Origin of the sequence: Rhizobium pantanalense, assembly GCF_030182525.1 — a bacterium.
Taxonomy (GTDB): Bacteria; Pseudomonadota; Alphaproteobacteria; order Rhizobiales; family Rhizobiaceae; genus Rhizobium.
This window is the reverse complement of the sequence record NZ_JAQJCH010000010.1, coordinates 299,832-314,991: the sequence shown is the minus strand read 5'-3', so window position 1 is coordinate 314,991 and position 15,160 is coordinate 299,832. Positions and strand designations below refer to the sequence as shown.

Genomic DNA, 15,160 nt, shown 5'->3' with positions numbered 1-15,160 from the left:
AGGGTTGGGCTACTACTGTTGGCTCGAAGAAAACCCCTCAGCATCCCAATGGCAGCATTGCCTCGATTTCTTCCAAGTTGTTGGCGAAGGCGAATTTCCTGATCTCGATGAAATGGGGATAGAGGCGTACGAACGTCCGACGACGGCCCGCTTATGGACTTGAACGAACGGTGCGAGAAATCGCTTTTCTGTTGAACTTTACCAGAACTTCCACCATGGCCGCTCTGGAAGGGCAGTATAAGCATGGACGGAAAACCAGGCACAGTTGTCGCAGTCAAAAGTCCAACAGCTGCCGACCAGGCGATGTATTTCAGGTTCAACGAAACCAAGGAGATTGGTAATCAAACCCGGATCATCCTTGCTGTCCCAAGACAATTCAATACGCTGATTGCAGAGCGCTATCGCACTACTGTCTTTATGGGGGAATTTTCTGGATATCTCCCGAGATTCATCCAAGACGTTTGCCTCCGTGCTCAATCGGACATCCAATTCAGCACGTGCTCCAAACTTGAAATGCTCTGATGTGATCTCCTTGAGAGGTTCCCGATACCTAGCAAGCGCCGCTTGCAGCGGTGCCAAATCATCAAATCCGTCGCGAAAAAGGATCAACCAAGTGAAGCGTGTCATTTTACCTCAACATTTCACATGACTGCCGCCGAAATCGATCCCGAGCAACGGATATCGTGATTTTCGGCCGCCGCTGACTATAGTTCTTTCACCAAGACGCGCTCAGGCTTCGTCTCATCAACCATAAGCCACCCAGACCGCATATAGAACTCAATTGCATCTCGTGCCGCATACACCGTCAACGAGCGTACACCGCGATCTCTTGCAAAGCTTTCAACTCCTGACATCAGCTCCCGACCGAGGCCTTGCCGCTGAAAATCAGGCCTGATGGCAACCGTCCGAACGACGGCATGATTATCTTGTTTGAAGTCGAGTCTGGCAGCGCCGACAATAGTGGTGCCCCTTAAAAGCACGAGCGGAAAGTGGTCGTTCCTTCGATCATCCGGATGGTCGGGATCATAGCCATCGAGACCGCGAGCATCAAACAGGACGGTACGGCGGATTTCGTGATAGGCCGCCCAATCTTCTGGGGTGAGAACGGGAAGCACCCGCAGGGTCAGCTGTGAGGTATCGGCCCAAGTGTAAGCGATTTGATCGATTTCAACAGGACCAAAAGTAATCGCACCGCCGTCCGCTTCTTTTCCGCCAAGACGGGAGTAGAAATGCCGATAAGGATTGAGAGCCAAGGCCATTGTGACCAAACCCTCACGGCCGAAATTCTGTAGATCTGTGACGACGCGCCGAAAAAGGATTGAGCCGATATTCCGCCGCTGAGCGGTCGGCAGGACGTAAATGGCGTAAAGCTCATTGCCTTGCGAAAAGCGATCATGCCGTGATGGCCCACCGCTTGCGAAATCGACTACTGCGTCGTCATCAACGGCAACGTGGTAGATTGCGTCGGATTGGCCAAACACGCGACGATGCCGCTTTTCCTGATGCGCATAGGAAAGATCGTAGAGATATTCGGAAGGAAGGAGACCAGCAAAGGTCGATCTCCAGGTCTCGACTACAACGATTGCAATCCCCGGGACATCTCGTTCTGAAGCACGTCGAATTTCAAATGCCATCGGTCATCCGTTGCGAGTAACAGCCTCCATCGCCAGCGATACGCCCTCCCACAATTTCTCATTTTGCTCGAGCGACCTCTCGATGGATTGGGCGAGATTGGCGATCACGACCTGCTTGGCAGGCATAACTGCGATCATCTGGCCGTGTGCTCCGTGAGCGAAATATCGGAATGGCGGGAGATTGGCACGATATTTCGACGTCTGTTGATTTTGTGCTTCCCCATTGTGACCTGTCGTCCACCACATGTAGCCATAGCCTGCCTGTCCGTCGAAGGAATGCGCCGATACGCTGTCATGCACCCATTGCTCAGGTACGACCTGCACACCATTCCAACGTCCACGGTTGAGATAGAGCCATCCGAAGCGGGCAAGGTCCCTGGCCGTCATGTGCATATGATAGGCTGGGTGTTGGGACAGCGGACCCCGAAGATAGGCTCCGTCGGACGGATGGAAATCCTGCATTCCGATCCTAGTTGCAATGTCGGTCATCACGCCGTCGAATACCGTGTGACCGGTCGCCTGTTCATAAATTGTCCCGAGAGCGTTGAAATCCCAATTGTTATAATGCCAGAAACTTCCTGGCTCCTGGCTTCCTCGGGGCGGCTTTGCAGCAGTCATCTCTTTCGATTCAGCCAGCGCAGGATGATAGATGCCGGATCGAGCCTGAAGGAGATGCCGAACGGTCGCTTGGCGTTCAGTCTTGGTCAGACCGTCAATGTCATCGACGCCCAAATCCTCCATCGTGGCATCAAGGCGAATTTTACCCCGCCGCACCTCCAGCCCGATCAGTGCGCTGAGAAAGCTTTTGCGAATGGAACGGATGAGAACTTTCTGGTCTGTCGCACCGCTGGCGTGGAAAATCCGCCCCTCATGAACAACGATCGTCCCGATCGAGCCAAAGGCTGCGAATGCTGCCTCGGCTTGCGCCAAGAGATTGGCGGACTGGTTTGACGGACTGGCTCCCTCCCATTCGCTGGCGGGAAAAACCGCCTCAACGCTTTGAACCGCCATTTCTCAGCTCCCGTTCAAACAGTAATCCCGCATTTCCGGCGCATTCGATCGGAGTGGGTCAAAGGGCTACTTGGATGCTACACGGGCCGGGCAAACCTACTTGTTTTTGAAAACATCGCATCGCATGTGACCAGCCGCCGTCTGGTAAAAGTTTTCGAAATCCGGATTTGACACGAGGCAAACGAAAATCCCGGGCTGTCCCGTGGGCACATATTTCCCTTTATAAGTATAAACGTACCTCGGTATTTGCCCTGCCTTTATATAGATGTAGTCTCTATTGGAATCTGCAATCTCTTTCCAATTTTGTATTGTATATATGAAAGCGCCATCGGCATTTTTGTAAACCGGCTGATACCTCGGAAGCAGTTTCTGCAAATCGAATTTGCCATAGGGGCTTAGCAAGAACTTGCCCTTGATGGCCTTGTATTCCAATCCGTCATTCGTCAACGTCGCACTCATACCGATGTTCTTGCCGTTGTCGGACTTCGGAATAGCATTCAATTTGAGAGGCGAGCGAAGGAGCGATAAATCAAATCCCTCAGCCTTTGCGGCATGAGAAAAGGCAAAAGCCGCAAGAACAAACACCATGAAGCGGATATATAAATTAATTCTCCTGCCGGTCTGCATAAACGTGTCTCACTTTTTCTTTTTCGATGAATGGGTGGCAAGGAAGGTGTACCCGTTCTCTTCATTTGCAAACATGCGTGCATCCATGTCCCGCCTGTTCTGCACGCCTGCACTCCATACTTTATTCGAAGTATTAAAATGATTTTTGAGATAATTCGGCACAAGTGAATATCGGTCAGCATTCACGAGCTTTGATAGGTTCTGCACCTGGGTCTTTGGCGGATTTTTGTTGCCGTTCTCGTCATAGAGAGACGAAGCATCGGACTTCAACGCGCCAGGCCCACCGTTGAAAGACAGATCAAGCATTGCATCGACTTCGTAGTAATAGAGCGGGACGAAAACTCTTCTTTCGATTTCATTTCCGCCATTCTTGGCAATGTCCTCGTCTCTCAGCTGCTCCATTTTCTCATCCGATAGCGGTTGCGCCCACTCGCCTTCGGTGAAGCGCTTCGAGGCAATCTCGGCATCGGTGATTTTGTGGCCGATACCAATTGTGTCGTTACCGCCTTCCGGAGACGGATACTGATTTGGCTCCGGGCTTTCGCTCTTATTCAAGACGCCTTTATACTTCTTCGATGCCTTCCAAGGCTTCCACTGCCGCTTGGTCAATGCATCGACAATCTTCTGCTCTGCAATCGCCGCAACAGGAGCATTGAAGAGCGGAGCCTCATCAATCTTGTTCTCGTCGGTATCCTGGCTTGTCGGATACCCGTCGTCTTCGCTGCGATGCCCGAGATAAAGATAAACGGTCTCGGTGCTACTCGAGGTGAAATATCGTTCAGTCAGCCCGTTCTCATCGGTCGTTCCCTGATAAACCAGACCAGACTGCTCCATCTTGATCGTATAATACATCCCGGCACAGATGCTGCCCGCAGAACAGGTTTCACCATCATCCTTGGTATCCGTCACCCGAAATGCCAGGCTGTACTGACCGTTCTTATCACAGGTGGCGCAAGGCTTGGCTTCCGCAGTCGTTGTCGCTTGCTGGGCACTGGCATTGGCGTCCTGAGCGGCTTGTCCAGTCGGAGCATCATTTTCTCTTGCCCATTCGGTAAAGCGGTCCGTCGGCGGAGCTAACAGTCCGCCGAGAGGCGTGAAGCCAGAGACCGGGTCCCCTCCAAGCGTGTCCCCTTGCAACATTCGTCGAAAGTCAACGGCCGAGAAAAAATCTTCCGACATTCACGAACATCCTTGTCCAGCGGTCATTTCGAAGCGGGAATTTTGGAAAGACGGGTCATGAGGGCATACACCTTATCATCCGGTGTGCCATCCTCAGGGAAGGACCTCAAATATCCGCGCAAACCCGGATCCCGCCCAACTTTTCCGCCACTATGAAGCTGCAGGTAGGCCCATAAAGCGAGCCCACGCTCCGTTCTCAAGCCCAGCTCTTCCCCCTCTGCACAAGTCCGGATCGTATACCTTCGGAGTTCCGCATCGGTCATCTGGCTCGTGCGCAGCGGTTCGGTCTCGCGAAGGTAGCGCACGGTCTTCATTTGTGACGACGTCTTCCGATTGGCCTCCAACTCTTCTATTTGTTCGTCTGACAGGCGAAGCGGTCCTCGGGGCATCACTGCGTCGGTGACTGGCTTCACAGCTCTTCGTCGGCCACCATACTCCGACGCATACCACATGACCTGATCGCACGGCCCCATGAGCCGTATAAACTGGTCTTGCGTCAGAAGAGGTACGACGGAGTTCAATACTTCGGGATCGTAATGCCGAAACAGGACCGACTGCTCGCCCCGATGGGTTCCGCCAGGTTCCTGCTCTCCATCTGTTGGTGGCTCATCGTCATCGGGGATAAGGATCAGGTTAATGCTACGTAGATGCCGGAAAAGCCTGTCCTCGCCTGCGGCGCTAGACCAAAGCGCCATCGAGTGGACCGCTTTCGACAAGCCCAAAACCTTCCTCAGCATGCTTTCGTCGTCAATAGGCACTAACCAGCCCGCAGCTCGCGCGATCTCCTCGTCCGCATGTTCAAGAAACAATGATCGACTGTATATTCCTTCGTCCTCAAGGGCCTTGGGCAAATCGAAGAAGTTTGCACCATCCATAACCGCATAAACCGGCTGCGGCATCTTCCGGTAGCCTTCCAGGATCGACATTTCGGCATCAGGCAGGAGGTCCTTCTTCCTGCCAGTGACATCTATCTCGCTATGCATTCTTGTCCTGCTTGATGAATGGAACGCGCTGGGCTGCCATCTTCCTTAGGCACTGGGCTGGGGGAACCGGCGCTTTACCAGGAACGATGTCAGGACTATGGAGAATCGGACCCGGCCCCACCGTCAGCTGTGCCCCACCTCCCTTGACGATCGTCGTTTGCGGTGCCTCGATTACCACGACACCGCTCTTGTCCATCTCGAATCGGGCGTCGCCAACCCGGACGCGGAAGGTGTCCCCAGCCTTGATTTCGAAGACCCGACCCGCATCAAAGCCGATTGTCTCACCTGCAGAGTAATTGAGTCCTTTGCCGACCGATTCTTCCTTATTAGCACCGACGACTACGAGTTGATCGCCTCCCACAAACGTCGATTTTAGAATACCGACCTGCTCCGTGGAAACCTTGCCAACAGATCTGGCGAAGGCATTCGTCACGCTCAGCGTCTTGTTCGCGCCGATGGTTTCCGTGTGATTTCGAGCGACGGAAATCGACTTATTGTTTCCGACGGATTCGCTTTGGTCATGACCGACTGCCTTTGTACGGTCGTGAAGAATATCGATATTCATATCCTTTTGAGCGTGAACATAGATCTCTTCTTGTTCTCGCTCGTCCTCGAAAGTCAGCTCGTTGAAGCCGCTTCCCTTGTGGGTATTGGTGCGGAAGACTGTTTTGGTCTTATTGCCCGGCAAGTCATAAGGAACCGCATTCGCAGGATTGGGAACAACGCCGACGACGACCGGCCGGTCAGGATCGCTATCCAGAAATGCAGTGAGCACCTCCATCCCGATGCGGGGTATGACTTGACCACCCCAGCCCTGCCCGGCCCAGTTCGTCGCCACCCTGATCCACTTGGTATCAGAGCCGTCCTTCTTGGCGCGATGTCGCTGCCATGGGAACCAGAGCTTGATACAGCCGTCTTCGTCGCAGTGAATTTCCTCTCCGACAGGCCCGGCAACGACAGCCACCTGCAAGCCTTCGATCTTTGGCTTGGGCGTCGACCGATGTGGGGTCAGCGGAATCCTTGATGGAATGGCCTCAAAACTGTTTCGGTATTCGGGCTCGGAACTGGAGTCCGTCTCGTAAGAGCGGTCGACCACAACGTGCTTGGCAGCGGTGACAACGTGCTCTTCGAACTTCGCCTCATGATTCGCCACGTTATAGGGGGTAAATCGACGACCCGGTTCGAGGATGCGCACCGTCGAGGAGCCAACCACCCGTTCGTAATCCGCTTCGCTCGCCTGTGAACGTAACTTTTGAGACTGTTCCGCCTCATCGAAGGCCATGGCCCTAGCTGGCCACTCGAATACCTCGCGCTTGGCATTGTCTGGCAAATCGACTTGTGATGGCATTGAGTTCAGGGGAATGGACCCGAAAGTTTTGTAGTTCCAATCTGCTCCAGCCCGCACCCCCGGCACATAAGCAAACCGGCGCGTCCATTCGCGGATGTGATTGCGGTCGCTCGACCCCATTGCGAGGCGAACGCGGCCGTCGCCGCCGACAGCATCAGATGGCTGAAGCCAGCCTGATGGATGGTTGGCGACATGAAGCGTATGAGCACCTCTCTTGTGCGAGAACCACCAGAAATAGCCATCTTGCTCAAAGCGACGCAACAAATAGCGCAGATCACTCTCATTGAACTGGGTTGAAAAATGAATTGCCGCCGCCGGTTTCAGCACGCCGCCAGCGTCGGCCCGGTTAAGTCCGTGCTCGTTCAACAAGGTATCGAGGACATCCAGTGTGGTAACGTCCATCCAAATACGCGAGTCCCGGGTCTGTGACAAAAGCCAAAGCGAGGGACGGAGCAATAAATGATATGAGCGAAGTGCTCTCGTTACGGCAGGGCCTTCATGCAGTTCGGTGACCAGACCGTTCCAGCAACGGTAGACCGGTTCATCATCGCCCTCTCCAGCCTGGATCTCCACCTCGATATCTACAAGCTTACCAATCAAGTCGGCTGGCGCGATGTCTACTTTGGATCGTACTGCAACTTCGATCTCAAAAAATTGGTTCACGCCCTCGCTGATATGTACCCGTTCTGGGAGGAGGACGTTTTCGCCAAGTGGGCTATGGAGACGGAGAACACGAGATGCCTGAATAAAATCGGCAGCAGAAGGTTGGGTGTTCATGGAAGCTCCATGGCATACGAAATCACTGGCTTGCAAGCCGCCAAGCTTAACGACTAATCCGAGTAATTCCCGGACCGCGTGTGCAACTTAGGTCGTTCGCGCGAACCGTCAAGGGCGGGATTGATCGCAAGATACACCGGATCACGATGTTCTTGCCGCACGAATGATAGAGAGCAGATTTCAAAATCCGTCCCGATTTCACGCAGGAGCGATATGCGGTGCCATTGAGTTGAAACCCGGCGATTGGAGGAGTTTGAGCATACTTTGTACTGCACCCCGCTCCCCAAATCGTTGTCATAGCTCCACCTTTGGTAGAGTCATGACTTTTTACGGCAACCCGTGAAACCAGATTTACTTAAACTTTATGTGTCAGGGAAGGCCGTGCAGCGCATCCGATCATCCGGTATGGCTCGGTTATTGCGCTGGCTTTACGTTCTGCTGTTGGTCTTGTTGCTGCTTCAGTTTCCTAGCGGCGACTTGTTTCTTGTGGAGTTCATGTCCAGCAATGCACCCGCCGACAGCACCGAGCACGGCATGGTGTCCGGCATAATGGCTAGCAACAGCGCCCGCCGCGCCGCCACTGATGCAGCCGATGGCGTGGGCTTCTGAACTTGCGCCGACAAGTGCCAGCAGACCTAAGGCAATCATAGCTTTCTTCATGTGGTTTCTCCTCGGCTATGACTCGACTGCCGAAATTTATGCATCACTGAACTGAACCGCGACTGAATGAGCTGGCCTTGCCGCAGAGGGTGGCCCGCACCATGAAAGCTGCAAAATGCCGAAGTCACTTATGAATCGTGCCGAGTTGGTTAGACTCACTGCCTTTTTTGTCGGCCAATTTCATGATGTGGCCGACCTCTTTGAGGAGGTAATGATCGAAACCAACTCGGCTTATTGGATTGCAGTTTCCGAACGCAGGCCAAAATTTGAAAATCTCAGCTCAACGTACTGACTTAAATTGCATCACTTTGGGAAGCTCGACATCTTGCGCGACCTCACCAGAACTTCCACCAAGGTCGCATTGAATTGGATGGCGGTTCATGGAGCGGAGGCGTCGCCTCTTCAATCATCTCTCCATCCCGCCCATACTGCTCACCCTCATCTCCCCGAACCCTAGCGCCGAGCACTTGCGCGATGCGCCACATTTTTCGGCGGATCTCCTCGTCCGGGTTCTTCGCAACAATATTGCCCGCGCTCCATATGAGACGTGCTTTGTTTTCCGAATTTGATCCGCCCGAATAATTCGTCCAGACGCAAATGCCATCGCCTTCAATGCGCAGGAGAGCCCCCTCGCCAACGTGTGTTTCGGCAGAACCATCATGTCGAAGCTCAGGATCGCTGTCCACATACGCCAGCCATTCGTTAAGATCGATGGAGGGAGACGCGTCGAACCAATTGAGTTTTCGAGTAATATGAAGATCGTAGCCATTATTGCGCCTTACCTCAAAGTGAACGGACGGACGGGTCCGACCTAGCAGTTGCCAGTTTAAGGAGAAATGACGACCCCTGCCGCCGAGCCGACCTGCGAATAGGAAATCTCGCGCGTGCCCTGCTTCCAAAAAGCGGTCGTGCTTACTTCATCTTTATAGAGGGATGACGGTCGGCCAAGAAGCTCGATCAGCGCATCAAGCAGTCCGTCAGCAACGTTGACCGAGTAAGAACATGCCTTGTGCGCATTCGGACCCTCCGCCACCCGAAACGAAATCGTCTCTACGTTTTCGGTTGTGGTCTTTCGCCAACCAACGACATCGACGGAACCACCATTGTAGGACACGAAGCTTCGTCGCCATTCTATGGTGCTGGGGTCAGTTGCTGGGATGATCTCCCAGCCAAGCTGGTTGCCCTTTGAGGTGACCTCAGCGATGGTTTCAGAGCTGCAAACCTCAAGTAGACGCTTGGGTGCCAACGTCTGAGGGGCCGCGATAGACACTCCCCCCAGCACCAACGTGCCTATTGCCAATGCCCACGCCCCACAGAAGGCATTCGGGTATTTCAAACTCACGCCATGCCTCCGTGGGTTGCTATCGGAGAGCAAGTTAGGTCGTGTTCCAGAGCATGCAAGTCTCGGCTGCAGTGGCTAATCCCTTCCTTCTGAAAACGACAAACCCCTTTTCGGCAACGGTCCTCGATATCGCATCCTGCCTAAACGGGGGTAATTTCGGCTCTCATCTCTCGGGCCACAGCCTCCAGCTCTTGTCGCGAAGCAGCAGGAGTTGACCTGAAGGTTAACGTTTCCTCAGCAATGTACAGCCTTGACGTAATATCAGTTTTCTCTCTCATCGGCACAACATGTGCGTGCACGTGGAGAATGTCGCCACCTGAGAAAAGGAAAGCGACACGATCTACGCCGTAAAGTTTCTTTTGAGCACGAGCAATCCTTTGCCCTGTGCAGACGATCTCGCCCGCAAGGTCGGCTGGCAAATCATCGAAATAGTTGAAATGATCGCGAGGGATGATTTGAACATGCCCACGACGGATCGGAGAGGTATCGAGGAACGCTAATAACTCAGAGCTTTCCAAAACGGGGACGCATGAAATCCGATTGTTCACGATGTCGCAAAAGAGGCACGAAGAATTCTTGATGTTCATCACGTACCGTCCTGTCCAGCCCGCTTGTGCGGATAAGCATATCGAGGACCGAGCCGGACATTCAACCCGGAGAATACGATGCAGACCTACGGACAGATGACACTCAGTGGAAAGGTACAGGGCGAGCTTTTGACACCGGCTCAACCGAACGAATGGGGCATCCTCGTCCTGGGTGGTTCGAGCGGTCGCGTTGATATCCAGCGTGTCGAGTTTCACAACGTTCTGACCCGCATTTTCATTTGACGTTGATCCATTCAGTCGTCATGAACTCATTGGCGCATTTGCTATATCGATTTCGTTCGAGGGTCACGGCGAAATGCAAAACTGGGTGAAATCGTGACACAAATCAACACATGACGTCTCAGCTGGACATGTTTTCGGAGAATGCACAGGCCGTTCGCAGAATGTCGGCGCCACACCTGCGGGCTCGGCAGGCCGGATCAGCGCCTGACGAGGCCGAGATGGTGCGGATCCTGCAAGCGACCGGCCGCTACCAGGTTCTGAAAAAACTCGAAGCTCGCCCGATTGCCGCTGTTCCAAGACCTGGCTATCCGCTCCGGGGTGTCATCCTCGATACCGAGACGACCGGGCTCGATGCGAGGAAGGACGAGATCATCGAAATCGGCCTGATCGGCTTCACCTTCAATGAGGACGGCGAGATCGGCGATGTCACTGGTATCTATGGGGGGCTGCAGCAACCGAGCATTCCCATCCCGACCGACGTTATCAGGCTGACCGGCATCACAGACGCCATGGTCCTCGGCCAGATGATCGACATGTCAGCGGTGCGTGCGCTCATCGAGCCTGCCGATCTCGTCATTGCCCACAATGCCGGCTTCGATCGGCCCTTTTGCGAGGCCTTCTCCTCCATCTTTGCCAGCAAGGCCTGGGCGTGTTCCAATTCCGAGATCGATTGGAGCGCTAGGGGATATGAGGGAACCAAGCTCGGCTATCTCATCAACCAGAGTGGTTATTTTCACGTCGGCCATCGCGCCATCGATGACTGCTTCGCATTGCTGGAGGTGCTGGCACTCCCTCAGAGCGATAACGCTCAAACACCTTTTGCCGAGCTCTACGAGGCAAGCCAGCGCTCTCGGGTGCGCATCTTCGCGGAGAACTCACCCTTCGATCTCAAGGATCGCTTGAAAGAGCGAGGCTATCGCTGGTCCGACGGCAGCGACGGCCGGCCGAAATCATGGTGGATTGAGATCGGCGAAGATGCCATGGACGACGAGCTCCGCTTCCTGCGAACGGAGATCTACCGCTGGAAGGATGCCGATCCGCCGGTCCAGCGTCTGACAGCATTCGATCGATTCAGGGGGCGCATCTAGTTTCATTATTGCTTCTCATCTCAACGCTCGCGCATTGCCTCTGATTCCACCTCGATCAAAGGTGAGAAGACGTATTCCAGCAGTCGGCGAGAGCCGGTTTTGATTTCGACGGTTACCGTCATACCAGCCGACAATGGAACCTCGCGCCCATCAGCTCTGATTGCCGCCTTTGAAGGGGTGATGATAACAGGGTAGACGAGGTTCTGAGTCTGACCGACAGAAGTATTATTGGTATTGGACTTGGCCAGTTGCGTCGGATCGTTTTCAGCCACCTGCGCGTCGGAGCTGGGGATGGAGTCGCGAGCCACGCTCGTAACGGTCCCGTTCAACGTCCCGTAGCGGGTGAACGGAAAAGATTCGATTTTGATGATTGCCTGCTGGCCCTCGTGCACAAAACCAATGTCCTTGTTCTCCGCGTAGGCCTCGATCTCCAGTGGAGTGTTGTCTGGGACTATTCGCATGACTTGCTGGCCGGTCGTTACGACCTGACCGATGGTGGTAACAGCCAAACCTTGAACAATCCCGTCGATAGGGCTTGCCAGGGTCATATGGCTCGTTGCCGCTCGAGCCTTGACGAGCCGTTGGGCCAGATCGTCTGCCTGTCGTTCGGCATCCGCGAGCTTCTGTGCATTTTCGCTTTTGAACGCCTCGAGCGTTTTCTGTTTCTCGGCTGCTAGGGTGTCCAGGGACGCCGCGGTCTGTTCGAGTTGGCCATGATCCGTGGCAAACGTTGCCTCTTCATCCTGGAGGCTTTGCAGAGCATCTATCAGGGTCGATTTCGTGCCGGTATTGTCAGCAATGAGAGCGTTTCGAAGATCCACCCTTTGCTGAAGTGTCTGAATGAGATTGGCCTCGGCTTGAGTGGTGGCCTTCAGCGACGCCTGCTCCGCAAGCTTTTCAGACTTTTGTGCCTCAAGGCTCCGAATCTGCGCGCGAAGACTACCGATATCGTGCTCCAGCACCCGATCCTCCCGACTTCGAATATCCGATGGGATATCCTCCGGCCAGTTGATGGTAGGGCTGAAATCAGTACCACCATCCTGAGCGACTGCAATAACGGCATTCCGGCGCAAAATTTCAGCGCGATAAGAGGCCAGGCTAACGGAAAGCTCGTTGGCATCCGCCATAGCCTCGGTCGGATCGAGTTCCAGCAGAATATCTCCGGCATGAACGCGCGTGCCGTTCGCGACATTGAAAGCACGTACACGGCCCGTTTCCAAAGGCTGGATGACTTTGACCTGGCTTGCCGGCCTGATTTTCCCGGTAGCGACCGCGAAAATATCGATGCGCCCAACGTAGCTCCAGGCCAATGTGGCGCTCGCAAACAGACAGATGATAACGATCAATGCCATCTGTGTCGGTGACGCAGGCGTTTCGATAATCTCGAGGGCTGCCGGCAGGAACTCATTATCTGAGCGCTGCCGGTGAACAGCGAGACGTTTAGCTCGCCTTACCGCTTTCGTCGGAACGATTTCGTTCACACCCGCTCCTCCTGCAATTGGTCGGTCTGCAGCGCCCAGAGATGGGCATATAGCCCGCCCGGCCGACGCACCAATTCCTCATGTGAACCGATCTCGACAATCCGCCCCTCGGCCATGCTGATGATCCTGTTGCAGGGGCGCACCGCTGCGAGCCGGTGTGCAATAATGATGACCGTTCGACCCTGAACAATGCTCTTCATATTGCGGTGAATGACGCGCTCGCTTTCATAATCGAGCGCACTGGTGGCCTCGTCAAATATCAGAATGGGAGGATTGGTAGCTAACGCTCGCGCGATTGCCAGGCGTTGGCGTTGTCCGCCGGAAAGATTGGCGCCGCGCTCTTCGATGATGGTGTCATACCCATTTGGTAGCTTGTCGATGAACTCGTCGGCTCCCGCCAAACGCGCCACCTGCATGACGACGGCACGAGATGTGGTCGGATTGGCTAAAGCAATGTTGTCGTGAATGCTCCGATTGAATAGAAGATTCTCCTGAAGGACCACCCCTATGTTCCCGCGAAGCCAAGCGGGATCGATTTGGGCAATGTCTGCGCGGTCAACGAGGATTTGGCCTTCTTCCGGAAGGTAGAGACGCTGCACGAGCTTCGTCAGCGTAGACTTGCCCGATCCTGAAGGCCCGACGATGCCGATTACCTCACCGGGCCGAATGGAAAGCGAAACCGACTTCAGCACCTCAGGGGCTCCCGGACGATATCGGAAGCGGACATTGCGAAATTCGATTGCCCCTTTCGGAGGCGGCAGGCTTCCAATACTTGCCGAAGGCGCGCGTTCGGTGGCCGTATTCAAAATATCTCCGAGCCGCTCGACAGAAACCTGGACTTGCTGAAAATCCTGCCAAAGCTGCGATAGCCGGAGCACCGGCTGCATGACCTGGCTCGAAATCATGTTGAAGGCGATCAACCCACCGACGGTAAGTGAACCGTCCATCACCGCCGTCGCGCCAAAGTACAAGATGCCAGCTGTTACGAGCTTGTTCACGTATTGAATGGCGTTTTGGCCGCCCGCGGAAAACATGGACGCTTCAAAGGACGTTTTCACATAGGCGGCAAGTTTCTCTTCCCATTGGGCTTGCATAGCCGGCTCCACGGCGGCCGCTTTCAACGTCTGCACGCCAACGATCGACTCCACAAGGAATTGCTGACTTTCCGCGCCTCTATTGAATTTCTCCTTTATTTTGTCGCGCAAGGCAGGGCGGATCAGGACGGTGATCAGAATGTAGAGCGGGATCGACGCCACGACGATGAGCGTCAATCGCCATGAATAGGCCAATAGAACCGCAATGAAGATAAGCGCGAAAAAGAGGTCGATTGCAGAAAACAGGGCCTGCCCGGTCAGAAACGAGCGAATGGTTTCAAGCTCCCGCACGCGCGCGACCGTCTGTCCGGCGGACCGAGTTTCGAAATAACCGAGCGGCAACCTTAGAAGATGAGCAAATAATCGACGACCTAGCTCGACGTCGATACGGTTTGTCGTGTGTGACAGCGCGTAACTCCGCAGATATTGCAGGCTGACATCAAAGATGCCCAGCACGGCCAACCCGCCCACGAGCACGGCAAGCGTGGAGTAACCCTTGTGAACAACCACCTTGTCGACGATTGCTTGGAAGAAAAGTGGCGTGACCAGGGCAAACAGCTGAACAAAAAGGGATGCCAAAAGCACATTCGCCAAAGGTTTGCGATACCGCCAAATTGACGGCAAAAACCAGCTAAAGCCAAAGGTTTTTGGGTCGACACCGTCTCCCCGGAACCGACGTTGGACCAGAACGGCTTCAATCTCGATCTCCCCTAAGGCGGCTGCGATTGGCACCTCCCGCGCAATCCGACTTACCGGATCGACCAGTCTGATTTCACCAGTCGGTGTGAGTCCACCATAGAGGACGTATCCACCCGCCTTGAGCTTGACGATCGCTGGCGCAGGGATTGCGCGCAACCGAGCCCCAGTTCGCACGGTGACAATCCGCGCCTTAAGACCAATGCGATTGGCCGCTCGCAGCACGTCGCCGTGGCTGGCGCTGCGGTCGCCAAGCACGAGTTCTCTTGCCAATCGCAGCGGATCGGCAACGATGCGGTAGTAACCCGCTACCGCACTTAATGCGACCAAACCGCTATCGATCGCGGCCGTCGGCATCTGCGCCCCTGACGGTATCTCGTTCATTGCCCTGGCTCGCCCCTAAAGTAAAA

Annotated in this window: 15 protein-coding genes; 2 read left to right on the top strand and 13 right to left on the bottom strand. The window is 54.5% G+C overall.

Annotated elements, in window-relative coordinates; all coding sequences use genetic code 11:
- Nucleotides 1-198: 198 nt before the first annotated feature.
- From PH558_RS24885 to PH558_RS24830, 11 genes are all read right to left on the bottom strand, one after another.
- The gene (locus tag PH558_RS24885) at nucleotides 199-627 is read right to left on the bottom strand and encodes a hypothetical protein (protein WP_285207125.1); all 429 of its coding nucleotides are present in this window, start codon (nucleotides 625-627) and stop codon (nucleotides 199-201) included.
- 77 nt (nucleotides 628-704) lie between these two features.
- Complete coding sequence (locus PH558_RS34285; protein ID WP_350223821.1) at nucleotides 705-1,634, bottom strand: GNAT family N-acetyltransferase; 930 nt, start codon at nucleotides 1,632-1,634, stop codon at nucleotides 705-707.
- A gap of 3 nt (nucleotides 1,635-1,637) precedes the next feature.
- The gene (locus PH558_RS24870; protein WP_285207124.1) at nucleotides 1,638-2,564 is read right to left on the bottom strand and encodes a serine hydrolase domain-containing protein; all 927 of its coding nucleotides are present in this window, start codon (nucleotides 2,562-2,564) and stop codon (nucleotides 1,638-1,640) included.
- Between the two features lie 177 nt (nucleotides 2,565-2,741).
- Nucleotides 2,742-3,272 carry a hypothetical protein gene (locus PH558_RS24865; RefSeq protein WP_285207123.1) on the bottom strand — a complete coding sequence of 177 codons (531 nt, stop codon included), beginning with the start codon at nucleotides 3,270-3,272 and terminating at the stop codon, nucleotides 2,742-2,744.
- Nucleotides 3,273-3,281: 9 nt separating this feature from the next.
- Complete coding sequence (locus tag PH558_RS24860) at nucleotides 3,282-4,451, bottom strand: glycoside hydrolase family protein (protein WP_285207120.1); 1,170 nt, start codon at nucleotides 4,449-4,451, stop codon at nucleotides 3,282-3,284.
- Between the two features lie 23 nt (nucleotides 4,452-4,474).
- Nucleotides 4,475-5,434 carry a DUF4123 domain-containing protein gene (locus PH558_RS24855; protein ID WP_285207119.1) on the bottom strand — a complete coding sequence of 320 codons (960 nt, stop codon included), beginning with the start codon at nucleotides 5,432-5,434 and terminating at the stop codon, nucleotides 4,475-4,477.
- Nucleotides 5,427-7,559 (bottom strand): type VI secretion system Vgr family protein, encoded by a 2,133-nt coding sequence (locus PH558_RS24850; RefSeq protein ID WP_285207118.1) that lies wholly within the window; start codon nucleotides 7,557-7,559, stop codon nucleotides 5,427-5,429. The genes PH558_RS24855 and PH558_RS24850 overlap by 8 nt, the downstream gene beginning before the upstream one ends.
- A gap of 414 nt (nucleotides 7,560-7,973) precedes the next feature.
- Nucleotides 7,974-8,219, bottom strand: a complete 246-nt coding sequence (locus tag PH558_RS24845) for a hypothetical protein (protein WP_285207117.1) — start codon at nucleotides 8,217-8,219, stop codon at nucleotides 7,974-7,976.
- Between the two features lie 335 nt (nucleotides 8,220-8,554).
- Nucleotides 8,555-8,905, bottom strand: a complete 351-nt coding sequence (locus PH558_RS24840) for a hypothetical protein (protein ID WP_285207116.1) — start codon at nucleotides 8,903-8,905, stop codon at nucleotides 8,555-8,557.
- A gap of 140 nt (nucleotides 8,906-9,045) precedes the next feature.
- Nucleotides 9,046-9,561 carry a hypothetical protein gene (locus tag PH558_RS24835; RefSeq protein WP_285207115.1) on the bottom strand — a complete coding sequence of 172 codons (516 nt, stop codon included), beginning with the start codon at nucleotides 9,559-9,561 and terminating at the stop codon, nucleotides 9,046-9,048.
- A gap of 140 nt (nucleotides 9,562-9,701) precedes the next feature.
- Entirely contained in the window at nucleotides 9,702-10,148 is a 447-nt protein-coding gene (locus PH558_RS24830; protein WP_285207114.1) for an HIT family protein, read from the bottom strand.
- A 78-nt stretch (nucleotides 10,149-10,226) separates the two neighbouring features.
- Between PH558_RS24830 and PH558_RS24825 the strand changes: the two genes are divergently transcribed.
- Nucleotides 10,227-10,391 (top strand): hypothetical protein, encoded by a 165-nt coding sequence (locus PH558_RS24825; RefSeq protein WP_285207113.1) that lies wholly within the window; start codon nucleotides 10,227-10,229, stop codon nucleotides 10,389-10,391.
- Between the two features lie 161 nt (nucleotides 10,392-10,552).
- The gene (locus tag PH558_RS24820; protein ID WP_483314188.1) at nucleotides 10,553-11,479 is read left to right on the top strand and encodes a 3'-5' exonuclease; all 927 of its coding nucleotides are present in this window, start codon (nucleotides 10,553-10,555) and stop codon (nucleotides 11,477-11,479) included.
- Between the two features lie 20 nt (nucleotides 11,480-11,499).
- Here PH558_RS24820 and PH558_RS24815 read toward each other — a convergent pair whose 3' ends face one another.
- Nucleotides 11,500-12,960, bottom strand: coding sequence for an HlyD family type I secretion periplasmic adaptor subunit (locus PH558_RS24815; protein ID WP_285207111.1), 1,461 nt, complete (start codon nucleotides 12,958-12,960; stop codon nucleotides 11,500-11,502).
- Nucleotides 12,957-15,134 (bottom strand): peptidase domain-containing ABC transporter, encoded by a 2,178-nt coding sequence (locus PH558_RS24810; protein ID WP_285207110.1) that lies wholly within the window; start codon nucleotides 15,132-15,134, stop codon nucleotides 12,957-12,959. Before PH558_RS24810 ends, PH558_RS24815 begins: the two co-directional genes overlap by 4 nt.
- Between the last annotated feature and the right edge of the window lie 26 nt (nucleotides 15,135-15,160).